Source organism: Tsuneonella sp. HG222 (assembly GCF_053819185.1).
The window spans coordinates 1,176,305-1,195,308 of record NZ_JBSOQZ010000001.1 but is presented as its reverse complement, the minus strand read 5'-3'; the positions used below and the strand labels follow the sequence as shown (position 1 = coordinate 1,195,308).

The 19,004-nt window shown below is 67.8% G+C and carries 21 protein-coding genes and 1 tRNA gene; 8 read left to right on the top strand and 14 right to left on the bottom strand.

The window, feature by feature from the left end:
* Positions 1 to 13 precede the first annotated feature (13 nt).
* The 3 genes from ACWPMZ_RS06100 to ACWPMZ_RS06090 form a co-directional block, all read right to left on the bottom strand.
* Positions 14 to 505, bottom strand: a complete 492-nt coding sequence (locus tag ACWPMZ_RS06100) for a hemerythrin domain-containing protein (protein WP_455703113.1) — start codon at positions 503 to 505, stop codon at positions 14 to 16.
* A gap of 94 nt (positions 506 to 599) precedes the next feature.
* Positions 600 to 676 (bottom strand) — tRNA-Arg (locus ACWPMZ_RS06095).
* 45 nt (positions 677 to 721) lie between these two features.
* Positions 722 to 1,132 (bottom strand): (deoxy)nucleoside triphosphate pyrophosphohydrolase, encoded by a 411-nt coding sequence (locus tag ACWPMZ_RS06090; RefSeq protein WP_455703112.1) that lies wholly within the window; start codon positions 1,130 to 1,132, stop codon positions 722 to 724.
* An 81-nt stretch (positions 1,133 to 1,213) separates the two neighbouring features.
* On the opposite strand from ACWPMZ_RS06090, the gene ACWPMZ_RS06085 reads away from it, so the two are divergent.
* Complete coding sequence (locus tag ACWPMZ_RS06085) at positions 1,214 to 1,405, top strand: Flp family type IVb pilin (protein WP_455703111.1); 192 nt, start codon at positions 1,214 to 1,216, stop codon at positions 1,403 to 1,405.
* A gap of 138 nt (positions 1,406 to 1,543) precedes the next feature.
* The gene (locus tag ACWPMZ_RS06080) at positions 1,544 to 1,714 is read left to right on the top strand and encodes a Flp family type IVb pilin (protein ID WP_455703110.1); all 171 of its coding nucleotides are present in this window, start codon (positions 1,544 to 1,546) and stop codon (positions 1,712 to 1,714) included.
* Positions 1,715 to 1,793: 79 nt separating this feature from the next.
* Here ACWPMZ_RS06080 and ACWPMZ_RS06075 read toward each other — a convergent pair whose 3' ends face one another.
* The 5 genes from ACWPMZ_RS06075 to ACWPMZ_RS06055 form a co-directional block, all read right to left on the bottom strand.
* Positions 1,794 to 3,272: a M48 family metalloprotease gene (locus tag ACWPMZ_RS06075; RefSeq protein ID WP_455703109.1), complete on the bottom strand. Its 1,479-nt coding sequence runs from the start codon at positions 3,270 to 3,272 to the stop codon at positions 1,794 to 1,796.
* A gap of 77 nt (positions 3,273 to 3,349) precedes the next feature.
* Entirely contained in the window at positions 3,350 to 4,336 is a 987-nt protein-coding gene (locus ACWPMZ_RS06070; RefSeq protein ID WP_455703108.1) for an acetyl-CoA carboxylase carboxyltransferase subunit alpha, read from the bottom strand.
* Between the two features lie 9 nt (positions 4,337 to 4,345).
* The gene (locus ACWPMZ_RS06065) at positions 4,346 to 5,224 is read right to left on the bottom strand and encodes a tyrosine recombinase (protein WP_455704174.1); all 879 of its coding nucleotides are present in this window, start codon (positions 5,222 to 5,224) and stop codon (positions 4,346 to 4,348) included.
* Between the two features lies 1 nt (position 5,225).
* On the bottom strand, positions 5,226 to 7,070 hold the full coding sequence (locus tag ACWPMZ_RS06060) for a hypothetical protein (protein ID WP_455703107.1): 1,845 nt from the start codon (positions 7,068 to 7,070) through the stop codon (positions 5,226 to 5,228).
* A complete protein-coding gene (locus tag ACWPMZ_RS06055) occupies positions 7,067 to 7,201 on the bottom strand; it encodes a hypothetical protein (protein WP_455703106.1) in 135 nt (44 codons plus the stop codon). The genes ACWPMZ_RS06060 and ACWPMZ_RS06055 overlap by 4 nt, the downstream gene beginning before the upstream one ends.
* Positions 7,202 to 7,248: 47 nt before the next feature.
* On the opposite strand from ACWPMZ_RS06055, the gene ACWPMZ_RS06050 reads away from it, so the two are divergent.
* Together ACWPMZ_RS06050 and aroB are read left to right on the top strand one after the other, a co-directional pair.
* Positions 7,249 to 7,818: a shikimate kinase gene (locus tag ACWPMZ_RS06050; protein WP_455703105.1), complete on the top strand. Its 570-nt coding sequence runs from the start codon at positions 7,249 to 7,251 to the stop codon at positions 7,816 to 7,818.
* Complete coding sequence (gene aroB, locus ACWPMZ_RS06045; protein WP_455703104.1) at positions 7,809 to 8,918, top strand: 3-dehydroquinate synthase; 1,110 nt, start codon at positions 7,809 to 7,811, stop codon at positions 8,916 to 8,918. The genes ACWPMZ_RS06050 and aroB overlap by 10 nt, the downstream gene beginning before the upstream one ends.
* Positions 8,919 to 8,923: 5 nt before the next feature.
* On the opposite strand, the gene ACWPMZ_RS06040 is transcribed toward aroB, so the two are convergent.
* From ACWPMZ_RS06040 to gorA, 4 genes are all read right to left on the bottom strand, one after another.
* The gene (locus tag ACWPMZ_RS06040; RefSeq protein WP_455703103.1) at positions 8,924 to 9,244 is read right to left on the bottom strand and encodes a hypothetical protein; all 321 of its coding nucleotides are present in this window, start codon (positions 9,242 to 9,244) and stop codon (positions 8,924 to 8,926) included.
* Positions 9,245 to 9,299: 55 nt separating this feature from the next.
* The gene (locus tag ACWPMZ_RS06035) at positions 9,300 to 9,758 is read right to left on the bottom strand and encodes a DUF488 domain-containing protein (protein ID WP_455703102.1); all 459 of its coding nucleotides are present in this window, start codon (positions 9,756 to 9,758) and stop codon (positions 9,300 to 9,302) included.
* Positions 9,759 to 9,869: 111 nt separating this feature from the next.
* Positions 9,870 to 11,402 (bottom strand): acyl-CoA carboxylase subunit beta, encoded by a 1,533-nt coding sequence (locus ACWPMZ_RS06030; RefSeq protein WP_455703101.1) that lies wholly within the window; start codon positions 11,400 to 11,402, stop codon positions 9,870 to 9,872.
* Positions 11,403 to 11,471: 69 nt separating this feature from the next.
* Entirely contained in the window at positions 11,472 to 12,815 is a 1,344-nt protein-coding gene (gorA, locus tag ACWPMZ_RS06025) for a glutathione-disulfide reductase (RefSeq protein WP_455703100.1), read from the bottom strand.
* A 32-nt stretch (positions 12,816 to 12,847) separates the two neighbouring features.
* Between gorA and ACWPMZ_RS06020 the strand changes: the two genes are divergently transcribed.
* Positions 12,848 to 14,116, top strand: coding sequence for an MFS transporter (locus tag ACWPMZ_RS06020; RefSeq protein WP_455703099.1), 1,269 nt, complete (start codon positions 12,848 to 12,850; stop codon positions 14,114 to 14,116).
* Positions 14,117 to 14,141: 25 nt separating this feature from the next.
* Here the strand turns inward: ACWPMZ_RS06020 and ACWPMZ_RS06015 are convergent, their stop codons facing one another.
* Positions 14,142 to 14,786 carry a hypothetical protein gene (locus tag ACWPMZ_RS06015; RefSeq protein WP_455703098.1) on the bottom strand — a complete coding sequence of 215 codons (645 nt, stop codon included), beginning with the start codon at positions 14,784 to 14,786 and terminating at the stop codon, positions 14,142 to 14,144.
* 68 nt (positions 14,787 to 14,854) lie between these two features.
* On the bottom strand, positions 14,855 to 16,390 hold the full coding sequence (gene pgi / locus ACWPMZ_RS06010) for a glucose-6-phosphate isomerase (protein ID WP_455703097.1): 1,536 nt from the start codon (positions 16,388 to 16,390) through the stop codon (positions 14,855 to 14,857).
* A 168-nt stretch (positions 16,391 to 16,558) separates the two neighbouring features.
* On the opposite strand from pgi, the gene lepB reads away from it, so the two are divergent.
* The 3 genes from lepB to era are packed head-to-tail and all read left to right on the top strand — an operon-like array spanning position 16,559 to position 18,968.
* Positions 16,559 to 17,389, top strand: coding sequence for a signal peptidase I (gene lepB / locus ACWPMZ_RS06005; RefSeq protein WP_455703096.1), 831 nt, complete (start codon positions 16,559 to 16,561; stop codon positions 17,387 to 17,389).
* Between the two features lie 17 nt (positions 17,390 to 17,406).
* Positions 17,407 to 18,069, top strand: coding sequence for a ribonuclease III (rnc, locus tag ACWPMZ_RS06000; protein ID WP_455704173.1), 663 nt, complete (start codon positions 17,407 to 17,409; stop codon positions 18,067 to 18,069).
* Positions 18,066 to 18,968: a GTPase Era gene (gene era, locus ACWPMZ_RS05995; protein ID WP_455703095.1), complete on the top strand. Its 903-nt coding sequence runs from the start codon at positions 18,066 to 18,068 to the stop codon at positions 18,966 to 18,968. Before rnc ends, era begins: the two co-directional genes overlap by 4 nt.
* Positions 18,969 to 19,004: the final 36 nt, after the last annotated feature.

The window sequence follows — 19,004 nt, the reverse complement described above, 5'->3', positions numbered from 1 at the left end:
CCCGCTTCCAAATCTATTCCTTGGCGTCTTCCATTTTTTCCGGGGTCACCTCGGCATCGGCTTCCTCGGCTTTCTTGCGCCGTTCGAACACCGCACGCATGTGCGAGCGGTCCTCGTCGGTCAACACCTTGGCGAATTCGGGGAAGTGCTCTTCCTCTTCCTCGTCGATGTGATGGCGGAAATCGTGGTCGAGTTTCTCGAACTTGTCCTGCCACTCGTCCGAGCCAATGTCGGTCGCGGCAAGATCGTTGAGCATTTCCTCGATCTCGTGGTGTTCGGCGACCGAGTGGCGCGTGTCGTCGGTCAGCTTGGGCTTGCGCATCGTGGTGGAATAGAGCGCCTGCTCCTCGGCCGAAGCGTGGGCCTTGGCCTCGATCGTGAACCGTTCGAAAAGGTCGCGCCGCTCGTCTTCGTCGCCGGATGCCTTGGCGATCCGGGCGAGCAGGTCGCGGTGCTGGTCGTGATCTTCCTTGAGGCGGGCGAAAATGTCATCCGACGGGTTCATTCTGCTGCTCCTGCTGGCTTCGAGCAATGAACAGGCAGCGGCCCCGCCGGTTCCGCTGGGGAAACAGGACACAGTGATCGATACGGATAGGAATTGGCGCGCCCGGAAGGATTCGAACCTCCGGCCCCCAGATTCGTAGTCTGGTGCTCTATCCAGCTGAGCTACGGGCGCGCTTGGAGGGCGCCACATAAGGGGGGCCCGTCAGCTTGGCAATCCCTACCGGCACAAGATTTCGAGGAGGCGGCGGTCCATCGGCGCCAGGTCGAGCGCTTCGGCCTGTGGCATCGCGTACCAATCGAAGCACTGCCCTTCGAGCGGCCGGGCCACGCCGGCCCAGACGGGGCAATCGTAAAGAAGCAGGACAATGCCGCCGGCCGCCCCTTCGCGCATGTCGTCGGCAAAGGCGAGGGGTCGCATCGCCTGCGCATCGAGCGCCAGGCCGAGCTCCTCGGCGATCTCGCGCACCAGCGCAAGTCGCGGAATTTCCTGCGTTTCCACCTTGCCGCCGGGAAACTCCCACAGCCCGCCGTGATGCTTGTGTGCGGGCCGTTGTTGCAGCAGCAAGCGCCCCTCCCGGTCCCTTATCGCGGCTGCGACGACCAGCAGGGCTGTCGGTTTATTTTGCAAAGGGCACCATCATGCGAACCTTTTCTTAAGCCTGTTCTGCCAATCAGGTCGGACGGCACGAAGATCGGGGGATCATGAGCCATGAATACCTTTGAATTGCTGAGCCGTATTTCTCGTGACGAGAAGGGTGCGACATCCGTTGAATATGCCCTGATCATGGGCCTGGTGTTTCTTTCACTCATCGGCGCGGTCATCGCGCTCGGCGACGAGGATTCCTCCCTGTTCAATCGTGTGTCGAGCACTTCCGTCACGGCCATGTCGGGCGCGGTCTGATCGCGTCCGGCGCGGCATAGTTCGCGTCGACCAGCCTATTAGGATTTTCTCAACCTCTCATCTTTATCCGGAATTCTGCTTGATCCGACAATGACAGGGGGTCGAGCCGGGTACGAAGACAAAACCAGGAGACTGACCATGAAGTTTTTCAAGAACCTGCTTCGCGATGAAGCTGGCGCCACCGCCATCGAATACGGCCTGATTGCTGCTCTGATCGCCGTCGCCGCGATCACCGCCATGCAGGGCCTGGGCAACCAGCTCTCGACGACGTTCAACGACGTCACGACCGCGATGAGCGGCTCGGTCTAATAGACCACGCCTCACGGCAAACAAACGAAGGGGCGGCAGGGAAACCTGCCGCCCCTTTGCTTTTGCCTGCGCGGCCGGCTCAGCTGCTGGTGCGCACCACGATCTTGTACTTCTGCCCGGCGACCACCGGGGCATTGTTCCACAGCCCGTTCAGCACGCGGAAGCGCGCTTCCTGGTTGTCGCTAAAGGCCATCCGCCCGGCCAGCGACTGGACGGTGTCGTTGCGTCCGGCGGTGACGACATCGATACGGCGCGGTACGACCTGGGAGGCCTCAGCGGTCGAAATCCGCCGCATCGACTGGTACATCGGGTTGAACACCGCGCCCTGCCCGGCCGGCGTGATGGCGGCGAAGTGGAACGCCTGGTTGTTCGAGAACTGGTAGGCGAACACCACCACGTCGACCTGCTGCTGGCCGTTGTTGACCCGTGCCGTCCCGACCGCTGCGGGAATGCCGTTGACGGTGGTGTTCTGGATCGATTGCGGCTGCAGGGTCTGCTGCTGACCTCCGATCGACTGGAACACGCCGGAAATGTAGCTCGACAGGTTGCCGTTGAACGCGGCGGTCGAAAGCTGCGCCTTGCCGGCATCGCCGTTGATCGACACGGCCGTGGCGCCGTTCATCATGTAGAACCCGTTGGGCGCGGTGAAGGACAGGCGGTAATCCGGATGGATGAACTGCTGGCCTTCGATGATCCCCTGCTTGGGATCGTCGCCGTACATCAGGTTGTCGATACGGGTCAGGAAGGTGTCGCGGTTGGTGACGCCTGTGGTGCCGGTCCCCGCGTACTTGTCGGCCGCGGCCACGCGACTCGCCGGATCGGGGTGGGTCGATGCCCACTCGGGAATCGTCGCGTCCCGGCGGCCCATCAGCTGCGAATCGAGCGAGTTCTGCGCCGCGAGGCTGCGCAGGACGCTCGCCATCGCATGCGGATCGTAGCCCGCGCCCTTGAGATAATTGATGCCCAGCCGGTCGGCCTCGGTTTCCTGGGTGCGCGAATAGCTCAGCGTGGCAAGCTGCGGGGCCGTCCCCGCGATCTGCTGGCCGAGCTGGCCCAGCGCGCTGTTGCCGAGCACGGCGCCGGCGAGAACCTGGCCCAGCACGCCGAGGATCTGGTTGCGCTGTGCGCGCGACTGGCGCTTGGCAGAGTGGCGCGCGGCGACGTGGCCGACTTCGTGGCCCATCACCCCGGCCAGCTCCGCCTCGTTGTTCATCAGATTGACGAGCTGGCGGGTGATGTAGACGTAGCCGCCAGGCACGGCGAATGCGTTGTTGACCGAACTGTTGAGCAGGCTGACGGTGAATGCCGACTGCGCGTTGCCCAAGCCGGACTGGACGGCGATGTTCTTGCCGATCTGCTCGACATAGGCGGCCTGCGGGCCGGTCATCGCCCCGCCGAACTCGTTGAGCAATTGCGGATGGGCCTGTGCGCCCTGCTGCGCCTCGGCGGCGGAGATCGGCGCTCCGGCGCGCTGGGCGGTGGCGGTGGTGCTGCAGCCGGCGACGGTGATCGCCGCGCCGACCAGGACGGCAGCGTGCATGCGGACGGAATTCTTCATGTGGGGCTCCTCAAGCGACCGCGCGGCTCCCCGTCAGGGCCGCTTGTTTGTCGCTTGGGAAAACCCGCTTTCGGAGCCTATGTTCCCGCGTCCGACCGCCGGTCGCGGCGGGACTTCTTTTCGCCCATGCCGAGAAAACGGTCCTCCCGCATCCGCCGCAGGGCCTTGACGCCCTTGCCCGACAATGCGGCCAGTTCCTGCTCGATCGCCTCGCCAAGCGCGGCAGCGGCCGCGATCCGGTCGCGGTGGGCGCCGCCGGACGGCTCCTTCACGATGCGGTCGATCACACCCAGCTCGATCAGATCCTGCGCGGTCATCTTCATGGCTTCGGCCGCCTGCGGAGCCTTTTCCGCCGTGCGCCACAGGATCGACGCGCAGCCTTCGGGCGAGATCACCGAATAGACCGCGTGTTCGAGCATCAGCACGCGCTCGGCGCTCGCCAGCGCGACCGCGCCGCCCGAACCGCCCTCGCCCACGATCGTCGCTACCATCGGCACCGGCAGCGCCAGGCAGGCCTCGGTCGAACGGGCGATCGCTTCCGCCTGGCCGCGTTCCTCCGCCTCGATCCCGGGAAACGCACCCGAGGTGTCGACCAGGGTCACCACCGGCAGGCCGAACCGCCCCGCAAGATCCATCAGCCGGATCGCCTTGCGATAGCCCTCGGGCTTGCCCATGCCGAAATTGTGCCGGATGCGGCTTTCGGTGTCGTGCCCCTTCTCGTGACCGATGAGGACGACCTTGCGCCCGCTCTTGAGCGTGGCGAAGCCGCCCACGATCGCCTGGTCCTCGCCATAATGGCGATCGCCGCCGAGCGGCACGAACTCGTCGAACATCAGCTCGACCCAGTCCTTGAAATGCGGCCGCGCCGCATGGCGCGCCACCTGCGTCTTCTGCCACGGCGTCAGCGCCTTGTAGGTGCTGGCCAGCAGATCGGCGCTCTTCTTCTCGAGCCGCTCGATCTCGTCGCCGATGTCGACATCGACGCCTTCGTTGGCTGCGCGAAGTTCGGCTATGCGGGCTTCGAGGGCGGCGACGGGCTTCTCGAATTCGAGATAGGAAACCATGGCGCGGCGCTAGTCTGCCCGGCGCCGTTCGGCAAGGGGATGCCGTTCGTTGACCAGTGCCACGAGCCGTGACGCATCGACGTGGGTGTATATCTGCGTCGTGGCGATGTCGGCATGGCCGAGCAGCGTCTGCAGCACTCGCAGGTCGGCGCCGCCTTCGAGCAGGTGCGTGGCAAAGGCATGGCGCAGCACGTGCGGGCTGAGCCTGGCCGGGTCGAGACCGGCGCGCACGGCCAGGTCCTTGAGCATCTGGTACAGGCGTACTCGCGACAGGTGCTTCCCGCGCGAGGGGAAGAGGAACTTGCCGCCCGGCTCGCGCACGGCAAGCCAGCGGCCCAGCGCCTGCTTCGCCCGGCCGGAGACCGGGACCATGCGCTGCTGCCCGCCCTTCCCCGTGACCGTGAGGAACGGCGCGTCGCGCGGGACCGACGAGACCGGCAGCGACACCAGCTCGGTCGCCCGCAAGCCCGAGCCGTAGAGCAGCTCCAGCAGCGCCAGCAGGCGCAGCGCTTCGGGACTGCCGCTTCCAGCCTCGAGCTCTGCCTGGGTGAACAGCGCCGCGACCTGATCGTGCGAGAGGATCTTGGGCAGCGGGCGGCGCGTGGCCGGGCGCGGCAAGGCTGGGCTGGGATCGTCCTCGCGCTCCCCCTCGTCGACAAGGAAGCCGTAGAACTGCCGCAGGGCGGAGGCCTTGCGCGCTACGCTGGCGGGGGCGAGCGGCGCCCAGGCCGCGGCCAGCCTGCCCAGCGCGATGCGATCGGCGGCGGCAAGATCGCCGACGATCGCTTCGGCACCTTCCAGATCGCGGCGATAGGCCGAAAGCGTGTTGACCGCCGCCCCGCGCTCCGCCGCCAGCATGGCGAGGAAGGCGTCGATATGCCGGCCGATGTCAGCCTCGCGCCACCGCCTCGGCGGCGATCATCCTGGCTTCGGCGGAGAGGCCCGCCCGGTCGAGCGCGCGCACGATGTGGAACAGGTGGCGCGGGGTCATCTTGTCCCATCCGCTGCCCTGCATTCCGACTCCGGCGAGCAGGGCGACCAGCGTCTGGTTGCGGTACTCGCCCGCCTTGTCGATGGCCGCGCTCCAGCGGCTCTGGCGCGTGAGGTTGAAGCCGAGGTCCGATGCCGCCGACTGCGCATCGTCGGCATCGAGCCTGCCGAGCGCGGCAAGGCCGGCGATCAGGAACCGCGCCTTGCGCTTCTCCGGGCTGCCGTCGTCGTCGGCGAAATCGCCCACCGCGCCGCTGTCGACCGCGGTCGTGCGGTCCGGCTGGGCCAGCGCCAGCAGGGCCCATCCGGTGCTGCCTTCGTTAACCGCCGATCCCCAGCGCATCGCGTTGCGGTCGAGCCCGGCGGCGAGCATCGAGGCGATGACCGAAGCCGGATCGTCGACCAGATCGGCGTCCACCGGCAGTCGCGCGGCCGCATAGGCGGTCAGCACCTGGCGGCCGAAATCGGGTTCGCCGCCCCACAGCGAGCGGATCGCGCCGAGGCGATCGGCGGCCGATGCGGCGATGTAGGCATTGCGCAGCGTCGTGGCGCGGTCCTTCACCTCGCCCTCGATATCCGGGTCGGCCAGGATCTGCGAATAGAGGTCGACCATCGCCTGGGCCGACAGGATACCCTGCCCCGCGGCAATATCCGCCGCCGTCGCCCGCTGCACCAGGGGCGTTGCCGGAATGATGGCATCGTTGCGGGCCAGCGCACTGTCGGCGCCGGACAGCAGGCCCTGCGGAATCTCGACCCCGAGCGCCCGGGCAAGCGACATGCGCCAGGGATTGAGCTCGTCGACCCCGTCCCACTCGATGTTGACCGCCTTGCGCCCCTCGCCCGCCGCGCCGGCGAAACGCTGCGCCAGCAGGACGTCGATGCGCGGCGCGGTGCCGCGATAGAGCGCGCGATTGAGTTCGCGTTCCGCCACGCGCGTGTCGCCGTCGAAGGCGGTGCAGATGGCGCGAAGCATGACCCATTGCCCGTCTTCGCGCAGGTCGCCCTTCAGCAGCGCGACCGGACACATGCCGACGAGGTCGCCCGTGGCGAGGTAGGCATCGAACGCGGCCGAGGCGAGCGCCCCGCTGTAATTCGCCGAATCGACGTCCTGCACCAGCGAGCGCGCCACCAGCGGCTCACCCATGCGGTTGAGCAGCGCGGCGCGCTGGGCGGCAAACTCCACCGGGTCCATGCCTGCGGGCGCATCGAGCCGGCTGGCCAGCGCCCGGCGTAGCAGGATGTGGCCCCAGCGCGACACGACCGGCCCGCGGTTGCCCGCAAGCGCCGCGCGGACCAGCGAAGCCGGCTGCCCCGCGAGCGAACCGGAGGAAAATCCGCCGTCCTGGACGCCGAGCACGCCGACCTGCGACAGGGCGCGGCGGGCGGCGGGCGGAATGTCGAATTTGGATTTCAGGCCGAACAGTTCGTCCAGCTCGTCCGCGTCCATCCGCTCGAGTTCGGCGATGCTCGGCAGGCGATTGGGCACGGTGCTCGGGAAGTCCGGCCGCGCAGTGCTGGCGGACGCGCCGCCACCGCCGGGGATCGGCTGGACCACCGGCGCCGAGGTGCTCTGCGGGGCGGGACCGGGCGCGGGAGTCGCGGGCCGCTGGCTAGGCGCGGGGCGCGGCGCCGGGGTCGGTGCAGGCTCGTCGAACACCGGGGGCAGCAGCGATTCGGGGCTCGCCAGCGCCAGGCTGGACGACAGCACCAGCGCTGCGCCGGCAAGCCAGTGAGCCCGCCTCATCGCGCGGCCTCCGGCAGGTCTATCGGCTGCTCGATCAGGCGCTGTTCCTCGCGCCCGCCATCGATCCAGGCGAACGCCAGAACACCGACCACCACAGCTCCGATCAAGGTCAAGATACGCTTGCGTCCCATCCGGCAATCCTTGCGCCGCCGTCTAGAGGCAGATAGCGCAGGCGGCAATGACCTTGGACACGGCTTCCCTCAGCGACGCGGACATAAAGGCGCTTGCCGCCCGCCTCGACCGGCCGGTCGTGCTGGTCGGGATGATGGGCGTCGGCAAGTCCACCGTGGGGCGCAAGCTGGCAACCCTGCTGGGCCTGCCCTTCGCCGATGCGGACGACGAGATCGCCGAAGCGGCGCAGATGAGCATTTCCGAGATCTTCGAGCAGTTCGGCGAGGAGTATTTCCGCGACGGCGAGCGCCGGGTCATCGCCCGGCTGATGGGGGGCGGCCCGGCCGTCATCGCCACCGGCGGCGGCGCTTTCGTGCAGGACGAGACGCGCGCCCTGATCCTGGCAAAGGGCATCGCCGTGTGGCTCGACAGCGACGTCGACACGCTCGTGGAGCGGACCAGCCGCAAGGACACTCGCCCATTGCTGCGCGACGGCAATCCGCGCGAAGTTCTCACCCGGCTGCGGCAGGTCCGCGAGCCGTTCTATTCGCAAGCGCCGATCCACGTGGCGAGCGGCAAGGGACCGCACGCCGACACCGTGGGGCGCATTCTGCAGGCACTCAGGGAATGGAAATAGTCCGCGTCGAACTTGCCGGCCGCGCTTACGAGGTGCGCGTGGGGGAAGGCCTGCTGGCCGATCTGCCGGCGCAGTGCGGCGCGCTGCTGCGCAAGAAGCGCGTGCCCATCGTCACCGATGCGAACGTGGCTGCGTGCTGGCGCGAAACGGCGCAGCAAAGCCTTGAATTGGCCGGGTTCGAACCGCGCTGGCTGGTGCTCGACCCGGGTGAAAGTGCGAAGTCCTGGGCAGGGCTCGAGCGCAGCATGGACTGGCTGCTGGCCGAAGAGGTCGAGCGGGGAGACCACGTGCTGGCACTCGGCGGCGGGGTGATCGGCGACCTGACCGGCTTCGCCGCGGCGATCCTCAAGCGCGGCTGCGGCTTCATCCAGTTGCCCACCAGCTTGCTGGCGCAGGTCGACAGCTCGGTCGGCGGCAAGACAGCGATCAACACCGGCGCCGGCAAGAACCTCGTCGGCGCCTTCCACCAGCCCGGCCTGGTGCTGGCGGATCTCGACACGCTGGAGACCCTGCCGGACCGCGAACTGCGCTGCGGGTATGCCGAGGTGATCAAATACGGCATTCTCGGCGACCGCGCGTTCTTCGACTGGTGCGAGGCGCATGGACCGGCGGTGATCGCAGGGGACCGCGCGGCGCGCCAGCGGGCGGTGGTCGCCAGCGTGGCGGCCAAGGCCCGCATCGTGGCCGAGGACGAGCGCGAGACGACCGGCGCACGCGCGCTGCTCAACCTGGGCCACACCTTCGGCCATGCGCTGGAGGCGGAGACCGGTTTTTCCGACACCTTGCTGCACGGCGAAGGCGTGGCACTGGGCATGGTCCTGGCCGCGCGCTACTCCGCCAGGCGTGGCTTGATCGCCGACGAGGACGCCGAACGGATCACCGCCGCGATCGACGCCGCCGGACTGCCGAGCGAGATCGCCGCCCTGGGCATGGCCGCCGACGGCGCGCGGCTCGTCGCGCACATGCTGCACGACAAGAAGATGGACGCGGGCACCCTGCCCTTCATCCTGCTGCGCGGCATCGGCGAGGCGTTCCTCGACAGGACCGTGCCGCTGGATGACGTCGCCGCATTCCTCGACGAGGAACTACAGGCGCACTGACACGGTCAGTTCTTGGCGGGGATCTTGTCGAATTCAGCCTGAATCTTGGCGAGATTTTCATCGCTCAGCGGGACCGGCTCGTACTGCTGGATGTCCTTCAGCGTCAGGTCGCGGCCCATGCTCTGGAACATCTCGTTGGCATAGACCGTGGGGATCAGCTTCTTGAGGATCGCGGCGGCGGCCGGATCGTCGAGCAGCTTGCCGACCTTGGTCTGGCTGACCGAGTAATGCGCGGCGGCTTCCTGCGCCTGCGCCGGAGCGGCCACAGGCATGACGGAGGCGGCGGCAAGTGCGCCGAACGCGGCGGCTGACAGAACGAAACGCATGATTCACACTCCCGGATATTGTGGGCGGGAGCTTATTCCTCAGGACAGGAATTTGTCAATTAGCGCGGTCGAGCACCCCGGGGACCAGGTCGATCCGTTCGAAATCCGCGAACAATTCGTCGAACAGCAGCGAGCGGTGACATTTGTCGTAGTCGCGGCAGAAGCACAGCAGGCAGGTACGCTTCTGTTCAGCCAGCGCGCGCAGTTCGGCCATCGCGGCCATCGCCTGCGGCAATTCGAGCTGGCCCATGTAGCTGCGCCGCAAACCCTCGCGATCGCCCTTGCGCGCCGCCTCGCGCCCCTCCTTGGGCGTGCCGACATCGCGGAAGTGGCGATAGGCGATCCCCGCCTCCTCGACCGCGGCCTTGAGCGAGTTCTTGGAAAACCCCGGGCGGCGCGAGAGCGGCAGGTAGCGAACGTCCGCCAGCACCTCGACCCCCGCCTCCACCAGCGCCGAGACGAGCGCAGGCTGCGTGGCGGATTCGTAGCCGATGGTGAGGATAGTGCGGCCCATCCCCAAGAAACCCCGTCACCCTTAACTAGTTTCAGGGCCTGTTTCTCAGCACCCCCCGTCGGTGCCGATCATCCGCAGCCCGTGCGTTTACATCCACCGAGAGCGAGATAGCTATAAAGGCAGATTATCGTGCTTCTTCCAGGGGTTCTCCAGCTTCTTCCCGCGGAGCTTGCGTAGTCCAAGCGCGATCCGCCGGCGCGTTGAGTGCGGGTAGATCACCTCGTCGATGAAGCCCTTGCTCGCGGCCACGAAGGGGTTGGCGAAGCGGTCTTCGTATTCTTTCGTTTTCTCGGCGATCTTTTCAGGGTCGTCGCGTTCGGAGCGGAAGATGATCTCAACCGCGCCCTTGGCGCCCATCACGGCGATCTCGGCGGTCGGCCAGGCATAATTGAGGTCGCCGCGCAGGTGGCTCGACGACATGACGCAGTAGGCGCCGCCGTAGGCCTTGCGGGTGATCACTGTGATCTTGGGCACGGTCGCCTCGGCATAGGCGAACAGCAGCTTGGCGCCGTGCTTGATGATCCCGCCGTGCTCCTGCGCGGTTCCCGGAAGGAAGCCGGGCACGTCGACGAAGGTCACGATCGGGATCTCGAATGCGTCGCAGAAGCGCACGAAGCGCGCGGCCTTGCGACTGGCATTGATGTCGAGCACGCCGGCCAGCACCATCGGCTGGTTGGCGACCACGCCCACCGTGCGCCCCTCGACCCGGCCGAAGCCGCAGATGATATTGGCCGCGTGGTTCGGCGCGATCTCGAAGAACTCGCCCTCGTCGAGCACCTTCCGCACCAGTTCGTGCATGTCGTAGGGCTGGTTGGCGTTGGCCGGCACCAGCGTGTCGAGGCTGTCCTCGATCCGGTCCCAAGGGTCGGCTGTCGGCACTTCGGGCACGCCGCTGCGGTTGTCGCTCGGCAGCAGCGAGATGAACTCGCGCGCGGCGAGCAGCGTCTCGATGTCGTTCTCGAACGCGCAATCGGCCACGCTGGTCCTGGTCGTATGGACAACCGCGCCGCCCAGTTCCTCCTGCGTCACGGTCTCGTTGGTCACGGTCTTGACCACCTCGGGCCCGGTGACGAACATGTACGAGCTGTCCTTCACCATGAAGATGAAGTCGGTCATTGCCGGCGAGTAGACCGCCCCGCCCGCGCACGGCCCCATGATGAGCGAAAGCTGCGGCACCACGCCCGACGCCAGCACGTTGCGCTGGAACACCTCGGTATAGCCGGCAAGGCTGGCGACGCCTTCCTGGATGCGCGCGCCGCCACTGTCGTTGAGGCCGATGATGGGGACGCCGGCCTTCATCGCCTTGTCCATGATCTTGCAGATCTTCTGTGCGTGCCGTTCGGACAGCGAGCCGCCGAACACGGTGAAATCCTGCGAATAGACGTAGACCAGCCGCCCGTTGACGGTGCCGCTGCCGGTGACGACGCCGTCGCCCGGGACGGTCTGCCCCGCCATGCCGAAATCGACCGCGTTGTGCTCGACGTACATGTCGAGCTCCTCGAAGGAGCCTTCGTCGAGCAGCACTTCTAGCCGCTCGCGCGCGGTCAGCTTGCCCTTGGCGTGCTGCGCGGCGATCCGCGCTTCGCCGCCGCCCATGCGCGCTCCGGCGCGGCGGCGTTCGAGCTCTGCGATGTTGGCCGACAAGCGCGGGTCCCTTCGGTTTCAGTTGCGACTATCGTGCGGCGGTAACCGGGCGGGCCATGGGCGGCAAGCCTACTTCATCAGCACCAGCTCTTCGGCCATCGTCGGATGGATCGCCACGGTGTCGTCGAACGCCTGCTTGGTCAGCCCGGCCTTCACCGCCACGGCGGCCGCCTGCATGATCTCGGGCGCCTCGGGCCCGATCATGTGAATGCCCACGATCCGGTCGGTCGAGGCGTCGCAGATCATCTTGTAGAGGCTGCGCTCGTTGCGCCCGGCAAGCACGTTCTTCATCGGCCGGAAGTCCGACTGGTAGACCTTAACCGTGCCCAGCGCGTTGCGCGCCTCGCTCTCGGTCATGCCGACCCCGGCGATGGGCGGATGGCTGAACACGGCGCTGGGGATGCAGTCGTAGTTGACCGTCTTTTCCATCCCGCCGAACACGGTGTCGGCGAATGCCTGGCCTTCGCGGATGGCCACCGGGGTCAGCTGCACTCGGTCGGTCACGTCGCCCACGGCGTAAATGCTGTCGACCGTCGACCTGGACCGCTCGTCGACCTTGACGGCGCCGCGCTCGGTCAGCTCGACGCCGACCTCTTCCAAGCCCATCCCCTCGGTATTGGGCACGCGGCCGGTCGCGAACATCACGCAGTCGACCTCAAGGTCGTCGTGGTTGGTCATCGAGACCAGAAGGCTGCCGTCATCCTGCTTCTTGATGCCGCGGAACTCGGCGTTGAAGCGGAACTGGATGCCCTTCATTATGCTGATCTGCAGCAAGCGATCGCGCATCGAGTGATCGTAGCCGCGCAGCAGCGAATCGGACCGGTTGATGATCGTCACCGCGCTGCCGAACTCGTTGAAGATGCCGGCGAACTCGTTGGCGATGTATCCCGCGCCGCTGATCAGCACGCGCTTGGGAATGGCGTCGAGATGGAACGCCTCGTTGCTGGTGATGCCGTGGGTGTGGCCGGGGCAGTCGGGCACGTGCGGGCGCGCACCGACGGCGACGAGGATGTACTTTGCGGTCTTCACGGTGCCGTCGGTTAGAGTGACCTCGTGCGGCCCGGTGACCGTCGCGCGCTGCTCGACGATCTCGACCGAATGGCTCTCCAGCGTGTTGCGATAGAGGCCGTTCAGCCGGTCGACGTCCTTCAGCACGTTGTCGCGCAGGGTGATCCAGTCGAAGGAGCAGGCGCCGGTGTTCCAGCCGAACGCCTGCGCGTCCTTCAGGTCCTCGGCGAAATGGGCGCCGTAGACGAGCATCTTCTTGGGCACGCAGCCGCGGATGACGCAGGTCCCGCCGATCCGGTATTCCTCGGCCACGGCGACCTTCGCGCCGTGAGCGGCCGCCACTCGGCTCGCCCGCACTCCACCGCTGCCGGCCCCGATGGTGAACAGATCGTAGTCGTAGGCCATGCATCGCTCCTGTTGCGGCCCGCGATATGGCCGTGCGCGCGCCGCTTGCCAACCTCGCGCGATACGGCAACAGCGCGCCCGTGACGTCCGCCACCACCTTCGGCCCGCTGGCCCATCGCCCGTTCGCGCGGCTGATGGCAGGCGTGCTGCTGGCCAATCTGGGCAACTACATCCTCTCGGTCGCCGCAGCCTGGGAACTCACCGCCGCCGGCCAGCCGGCCGACGTGGTGGCGCTGGTGCAGACCGCGGTGACGCTGCCGATGCTGCTGCTGGCGCTTCCCGCGGGCGCGCTGGCCGACATGCACGACCGGCGCCGCATCGTCCTTGCCGCGCAGGGCGCGATGCTGGTGCTGTCGCTGATCCTGGCGGCGCTGGTGTTCGGCGGGCGGAGCCAGGCCTGGTCGATCGTCGCCCTGACCGCGCTGGTCTCGAGCGGGACGGCGCTGTTCAGCCCGGCCGTCGGCGCGAGCATTCGCGGCGCGGTACCGCCGGCGCAGCTTGCCGCAGCGGTCGCGCTCAACATCCTGGTGTTCAACACTGCGCGCACGATCGGGCCCGGAATCGGCGGCGCCATCGTCTCGGCCGCGGGCGCGGGCACCGCCTTCGTCGCCAATGCCGCCTGCTATGCGCTGACGCTGGCGATCTTCGCCGGCTGGAAGCCCGCCGGGCAGGCCGTGCCGGAGCGCAAGTCGATGGTAAGGACGATAGACGAAGGCCTGCGCGCGGCCGCCGCCACGCGCGAAGTGCGCACGGTCCTGCTGCGCGGGTTCGCCTTCACCTTCACCGGCGCGGCGATCTGGGCGCTGATGCCGCTGGTGGCCGTCCGCCTGCTCGGCGGCGGTCCGCAAACCTTCGGCAGCATGTACGGGGCGCTCGGCCTGGGGGCCGTGATCGGCGCCATGAGCGCGACCTGGTTCCGCAATCGTTTCTCGGCGGAGGCGATCACGGCCGGCGCGGGCATGGTCTTCGGGGCCAGCATGATCGCGGTCTCGCAAGGTCCGGGCGTGGGCCCGTCCTTCGCCCTGCTCGTGGTCGGCGGCGCGGGTTGGGTCCAGGCCCTGTCGGGCTTTTCGGTCGCCGCACAGATCTGGTCACCGCACCAGGTGGTGGGCCGGATCGTGGCCATGGCCAACGCCGTCACCTTCGGCGGGATCGCCTTCGGATCGTGGGTCTGGGGGCATTTCGCCGAATGGCAGGACGTCGCCACAGCGCTGCTCGTCTCGGGCGGGCTGATGATCGTGCTGCCGGTGCTCGGCCTGCTCGCCCCCATGCCGGCTCACGCGCCGCGCAAAGGCGGCTGATCCAGCCGCCTCGGGCGCGCGGCGCCTACCGGATGTCGAGATCGATCAGCGTGAAGCGGGCGGGCGCGGTCGCGTAGACGCCGTGGCTGCGGCGGCCGACTGAACCGAAGGCGACGCCGATCTTGGCGGTCTGCGCGAGCGCGGCGGCATAGCCCTGCCGGTCCGCATCGTTGCCGACGCCGAAGACGTTGGTCCACCGTTCGTCGAGGCCAACCGTCACGGTGTGCTCGCCCGGGGTCAGCGGGATGACCGCATGGCCCGGCACGTACCAGCGGTACGAGGCATACTTGCCCTTCCCGCTCCAGGTGTCGCCGGCCTGCTGGAAATAGAGCGAGATCGTCGCCTGCTCGCCGGGCGTCTCGTGCGGGACGAGGCGCGCGCCGCGGCTGGCGTCGACACGGTAGCGCATGACGATCTGCCGCGCGCCCGAGAGCGGACCGACATTGGTGGTCAGGGCGTCAACCTGGCCCTGCCCGGCAAGGGGGAAATCGAACTGCAACGAACCGCCCGGCCCCGGCGCGGGATTGGCCGGCATCCCCTGCGAATAGTTCTTGCCGCGCACCCACGGCCCGATCTCCCAGTTCTGGGCGGGCGGCATGGCGGCGAGCAGGGCGCCCGATGTCACCAGGGACAGGGCTGCGGCGATGGTGGAGAGGCGGCGAATGTTCATGGCCAGAAACTAGGCGTGCCCTGCTTGGCCGCGCCTGAACCGGTCTGTTGGCGGAATGAAAGCTTCGCTCAGTCCGCCAGCCCGGCCGCTGCCAGCAGCGCCATGGTGCCGGGATCGAAATCCGCCGCGCCATCCTCGATCTTGCGGGCGATAGCCTTGCCCAGTTCCACGCCGAACTGGTCGAACGGATTGATGCCTATCAGCACGGCGGCGGCGAAGGTGCGGTGTTCGTGGAAAGCGATGAGCGCGCCCAGCGTGCTGGAATCGATATCGTCGCACAGGATAGTCGCGCTGGGCCGGTTGCCGGGATAGGCGCGGGCGGGATCCTCGCTGGACTGTCCGGCCATCAGCGCGGCCCCCTGCGCCAGGCAGTTGAGCAGCAGGATGCGGTGATGCGCCGGGTCCAGATCGTCGCCCGGCGCGACGCTGGCGACGAACTCGACCGGGACGAGGTGCGTCCCCTGGTGGAGTAACTGGAAGACCGCGTGCTGGGCATCGGTCCCCACCCCGCCCCAGGTGATCGGCGCGGTCGGCCCGTCGACCGGATCGCCCGCGGCGGTCACCAACTTGCCGTTCGATTCCATCTCGAGCTGCTGCAGGTAGTCCGGGAGCAGCCGCAGCCGTTCGTCGTAGGCGAAGACCGCGCGGGTCTCGGCGCCGCGCAGCCGGGCGTAGAGGAGGTCGGCAAAGGCCGCGCGCAGCGGCAGGTTGGCCCGCCCGTCGGTATCGCGGAAATGCTCGTCGATCGCGGAAGCGCCAGCCAGCAGGCTTTCGAACTCGTCCCAGCCGATCGCCATGGCGATGGGAAAGCCGATGCTGGACCACAGCGAGTAGCGCCCGCCGACGCTTTCGGCGAACGGCAGGATGCGCGTCTCGTCGACGCCCCACTCGACCGCCTTGTCCGGGGCGGCGGTCAGCGCCACGACCTTGCCGTAGGGATCGGTCACGCCCCGCTCCGCCAGCCAGGTGAGCACGCTGGCCGCGTTGGTCATCGTCTCGATGGTGGTGAAGGTCTTGCTCGCCACCGCCAGCAGCGTGGTGTGCGGATCGCATTTGGCGAAGGCCTCTTCCAGCGCCAGCCCGTCGATGTTCGACACCACGTGCACGTCGCAGCGGGGGAAGTCGCGCGCCAGCGCATCGATCGCCAGCGCGGGGCCGAGCGCCGAACCGCCGATGCCGACGTGGATCAAATGCCGGATTTCGCCCAGCGCGCCGTCGTGGATCGCCTCGACCAGCAGGCGCATCCGTTCGCGCAGCGCGGCCGCTTCCTCCACGCTGGTGTCCTTGCCCACGCCGCGCAGCGCGGTGTGCTCGGCCGCGCGCCCTTCGCTGGAGTTGACGACGGCGCCGGCAAACAGCCTTTCGCGCTGCCCGGCGAAGTCCGCCGCTTCGGCCAGCGCCTCGAACCCGGTCAGCAGATCGTCATCCAGGTGGGTCTTCGACCAGTCGAACAGCGCGGCGCCTTCGCCCCATTCGAGCCTTCCCGAAAGCTTGCCCACGCGGTCTGCATCGGCCGCGAACAGATCGGTCAACCGGCGCGGGGCGATCTGCCGGAGTCGGTCCCAGGCGGCGGCGCGGCCATCGCTATGAGGGTCGCTCGGCATCGAAGTCCTTTCCTAGTGGCAGGGTCTTGGGCTAGGCGAACCGGCGATGATTGGGAACCGGCAATTCCGTTTCGACAGCGCGGTTTGCAGCGCCCGTGCCAGGGCCCCGATATTTTCCTCAGGACAATGTAAAGTGCTTCGACTTCGTCCAGCAAAGGCTGCTTTTTCGTGAACGAGGCTCACGCCGCCGCCGAGCCCGCCGCCAAGTCACCTCCTGCCCAGAAGGACGAGGGCAGCTTCGCCTGGTTCCTGGTCAAGCTGGTCATCGCGGTGCTGATATTCCGCAGCTTCATCTTCAGCACCTTCTCGATCCCCAGCGAATCCATGCTGCCGCGGCTGATGGTGGGCGACTACCTGTTCACCGCGAAGTGGCCCTACGGCTACTCGCGGGCCAGCCTGCCGATCGACCTGCCGCTGGGCGACGGGCGCCTGTTCGGTTCGCTGCCCGAACGCGGCGACGTAGTGGTGTTCAAGCATCCGCTGGACCGCGCCGATTACATCAAGCGCGTCATCGGCCTGCCGGGCGACACCATCCAGATGGTCAACGGCGTGCTGCATATCGACGGGCAGCCGGTGCCCAAGGTGCCCGTGGCGGACTTCGTGCGCCCGATCAGCCCCTACAACACCTGCGAGGCCGAACCCCGCTTCAAGGCCACGGCACGCGACGGCACGCCGGTCTGCGCTTACCCGCAATTCCGCGAAACGCTGCCCAACGGCGTCAGCTACGACGTGGTCGACTTCGGCCTCACCGCGCAGGACACGACGCAGCCGGTGGTGGTGCCCGAGGGCATGCTGTTCCTGATGGGCGACAACCGCGACAATTCGCAGGACAGCCGTTTTCCCGCGCAGATCGGCGGCGGCGTGGGCCTGGTCCCGCTCGACAATGTGGTGAGCCGGGCGCAGGTGATCGCCTTCTCGACCGACGGCTCGGCAAGCTGGCTCAACCCCGTTTCGTGGTTCACCGCAGCGCGCGGCGATCGCATCGGGGACGGCCTTTGAGCCGCGCCCCCAAGCGCATGCTGGGCGAAACCCGCGGCTGGCTCGAGAGCCTGGGCTTTACCGTCAGCGACGAGGCGCTGTGGCTGGAGGCGCTGACCCACGGCAGCACCGATGCCGATTTCGACTACCAGCGGCTGGAGTTCCTCGGCGACAGGGTCCTCGGCCTGACGATCGCCGAGTGGCTGTTCCGCAACGTGGGCGGGGCCGAAGGCGAACTGGCGCAGCGGCTCAACGCGCTGGTCAGCCGGACGACTTGCGCCGAGATCGCCCGCCAGATCGCCCTCCCCGCACACCTCAGGCTGGGCAAGCAGGCGCGCGACGACGGCGCGGAAGACAGCGAGAACATCCTGTGCGACGTGATGGAATCGCTCCTCGGGGCGAATTTCATCGAGACCGGGTTCGACGCCACGCGCGACGTCATCCGCCTGCTGTGGACCGACGCGATGCGCGGCGGCACGGGGCGCGAGAAGCACCCCAAGTCCGCGCTGCAGGAATGGGCCGCGGGCAACAAGCGCCGGCACCCCGAATACGAGGTGGTCGACCGGTCCGGCCCCGATCACGCCAGCCGCTTCACCGTGCGCGTGAGCGTCCCCAACGTCGGCTCGGTGGAGGCCACGGCGACCAGCAAGCAGGATGCCGAGACCGAGGCAGCACGCCAGTTCATGGAGAGGTTCGGATGACTGCCGACACGCAGAAATGCGGAATCGTCGCCGTGCTCGGCGCGCCCAACGCCGGCAAGTCGACGCTGACCAATGCGCTCGTCGGCCAGAAGGTCGCGATCGTGTCCGCCAAGGCGCAGACGACGCGGGCCCGGCTGCTCGGCATCGCACTGGAAGGCGATACCCAGATCGTCCTGGCCGACACGCCGGGCATCTTCGCGCCCAAGCGGCGGCTCGACCGGGCGATGGTCAGCGCGGCCTGGGAAGGCGCCGAGGCGGCCGACGCGATCCTGCTGGTGGTCGACCCGATCAAGCAGCGCCGCCACGAACTGGCCCCGCTGCTGGAAACGCTGGCCCACCGGCCCGAACGCAAGATCCTGGTGCTCAACAAGGTCGATGCGGCGGTGAAGGAGGAGTTGCTCGTCCTGGCGCAGGACCTGACCGGCAAGGTGGCTTTCGACGAGGTGTTCTTCATCTCCGCGCTGACCGGCGACGGCGTGCCCGAACTCAAGGCGCACCTCGCCGGCCTGATGCCCGTCAGCCCGTGGCATTATCCCGAAGACCAGGTTTCCGACGCGAGCGAACGCCTGATGGCGGCCGAGATCACCCGCGAGCAGCTCTACAAGCAGCTGCGCGAGGAACTCCCCTATGACAGCGCGGTGCGGCCGGAGAGCTATACCCAGCGCAAGGACGGCAGCGTCGAGATTCGCCAGCAGATCGTCATCGGGCGCGAGAGCCAGAAGTCGATCGTGCTGGGCAAGCGCGGCGCCCGCATCAAGGCCATCGGCGAGGCCGCGCGTGCCGAACTCGCCGAAATTCTGGGCCAGACTGTCCACCTGTTCCTCCACGTGAAGGTCGACGAGAACTGGTCCGAAAGCCGCGAGATCTACGAGGAGATCGGCCTGGACTGGGTGCGGTGAGCCGCGCACGGGCTTGCCGATCGTTTACCCCTGCCG

Bases quoted from the DNA above. Each gene is read 5' to 3' on its own strand.
- ACWPMZ_RS06100 (WP_455703113.1), bottom strand. From the start codon at position 505: ATGAACCCGTCGGATGACATTTTCGCCCGCCTCAAGGAAGATCACGAC.
- ACWPMZ_RS06085 (WP_455703111.1), top strand. From the start codon at position 1,214: ATGAATACCTTTGAATTGCTGAGCCGTATTTCTCGTGACGAGAAGGGT.
- ACWPMZ_RS06080 (WP_455703110.1), top strand. From the start codon at position 1,544: ATGAAGTTTTTCAAGAACCTGCTTCGCGATGAAGCTGGCGCCACCGCC.
- ACWPMZ_RS06075 (WP_455703109.1), bottom strand. From the start codon at position 3,272: ATGAAGAATTCCGTCCGCATGCACGCTGCCGTCCTGGTCGGCGCGGCG.
- ACWPMZ_RS06070 (WP_455703108.1), bottom strand. From the start codon at position 4,336: ATGGTTTCCTATCTCGAATTCGAGAAGCCCGTCGCCGCCCTCGAAGCC.
- ACWPMZ_RS06060 (WP_455703107.1), bottom strand. From the start codon at position 7,070: ATGAGGCGGGCTCACTGGCTTGCCGGCGCAGCGCTGGTGCTGTCGTCC.
- ACWPMZ_RS06055 (WP_455703106.1), bottom strand. From the start codon at position 7,201: ATGGGACGCAAGCGTATCTTGACCTTGATCGGAGCTGTGGTGGTCGGT.
- ACWPMZ_RS06050 (WP_455703105.1), top strand. From the start codon at position 7,249: ATGACCTTGGACACGGCTTCCCTCAGCGACGCGGACATAAAGGCGCTT.
- aroB (WP_455703104.1), top strand. From the start codon at position 7,809: ATGGAAATAGTCCGCGTCGAACTTGCCGGCCGCGCTTACGAGGTGCGC.
- ACWPMZ_RS06040 (WP_455703103.1), bottom strand. From the start codon at position 9,244: ATGCGTTTCGTTCTGTCAGCCGCCGCGTTCGGCGCACTTGCCGCCGCC.
- ACWPMZ_RS06035 (WP_455703102.1), bottom strand. From the start codon at position 9,758: ATGGGCCGCACTATCCTCACCATCGGCTACGAATCCGCCACGCAGCCT.
- gorA (WP_455703100.1), bottom strand. From the start codon at position 12,815: ATGGCCTACGACTACGATCTGTTCACCATCGGGGCCGGCAGCGGTGGA.
- ACWPMZ_RS06015 (WP_455703098.1), bottom strand. From the start codon at position 14,786: ATGAACATTCGCCGCCTCTCCACCATCGCCGCAGCCCTGTCCCTGGTG.
- pgi (WP_455703097.1), bottom strand. From the start codon at position 16,390: ATGCCGAGCGACCCTCATAGCGATGGCCGCGCCGCCGCCTGGGACCGA.
- rnc (WP_455704173.1), top strand. From the start codon at position 17,407: ATGCTGGGCGAAACCCGCGGCTGGCTCGAGAGCCTGGGCTTTACCGTC.
- era (WP_455703095.1), top strand. From the start codon at position 18,066: ATGACTGCCGACACGCAGAAATGCGGAATCGTCGCCGTGCTCGGCGCG.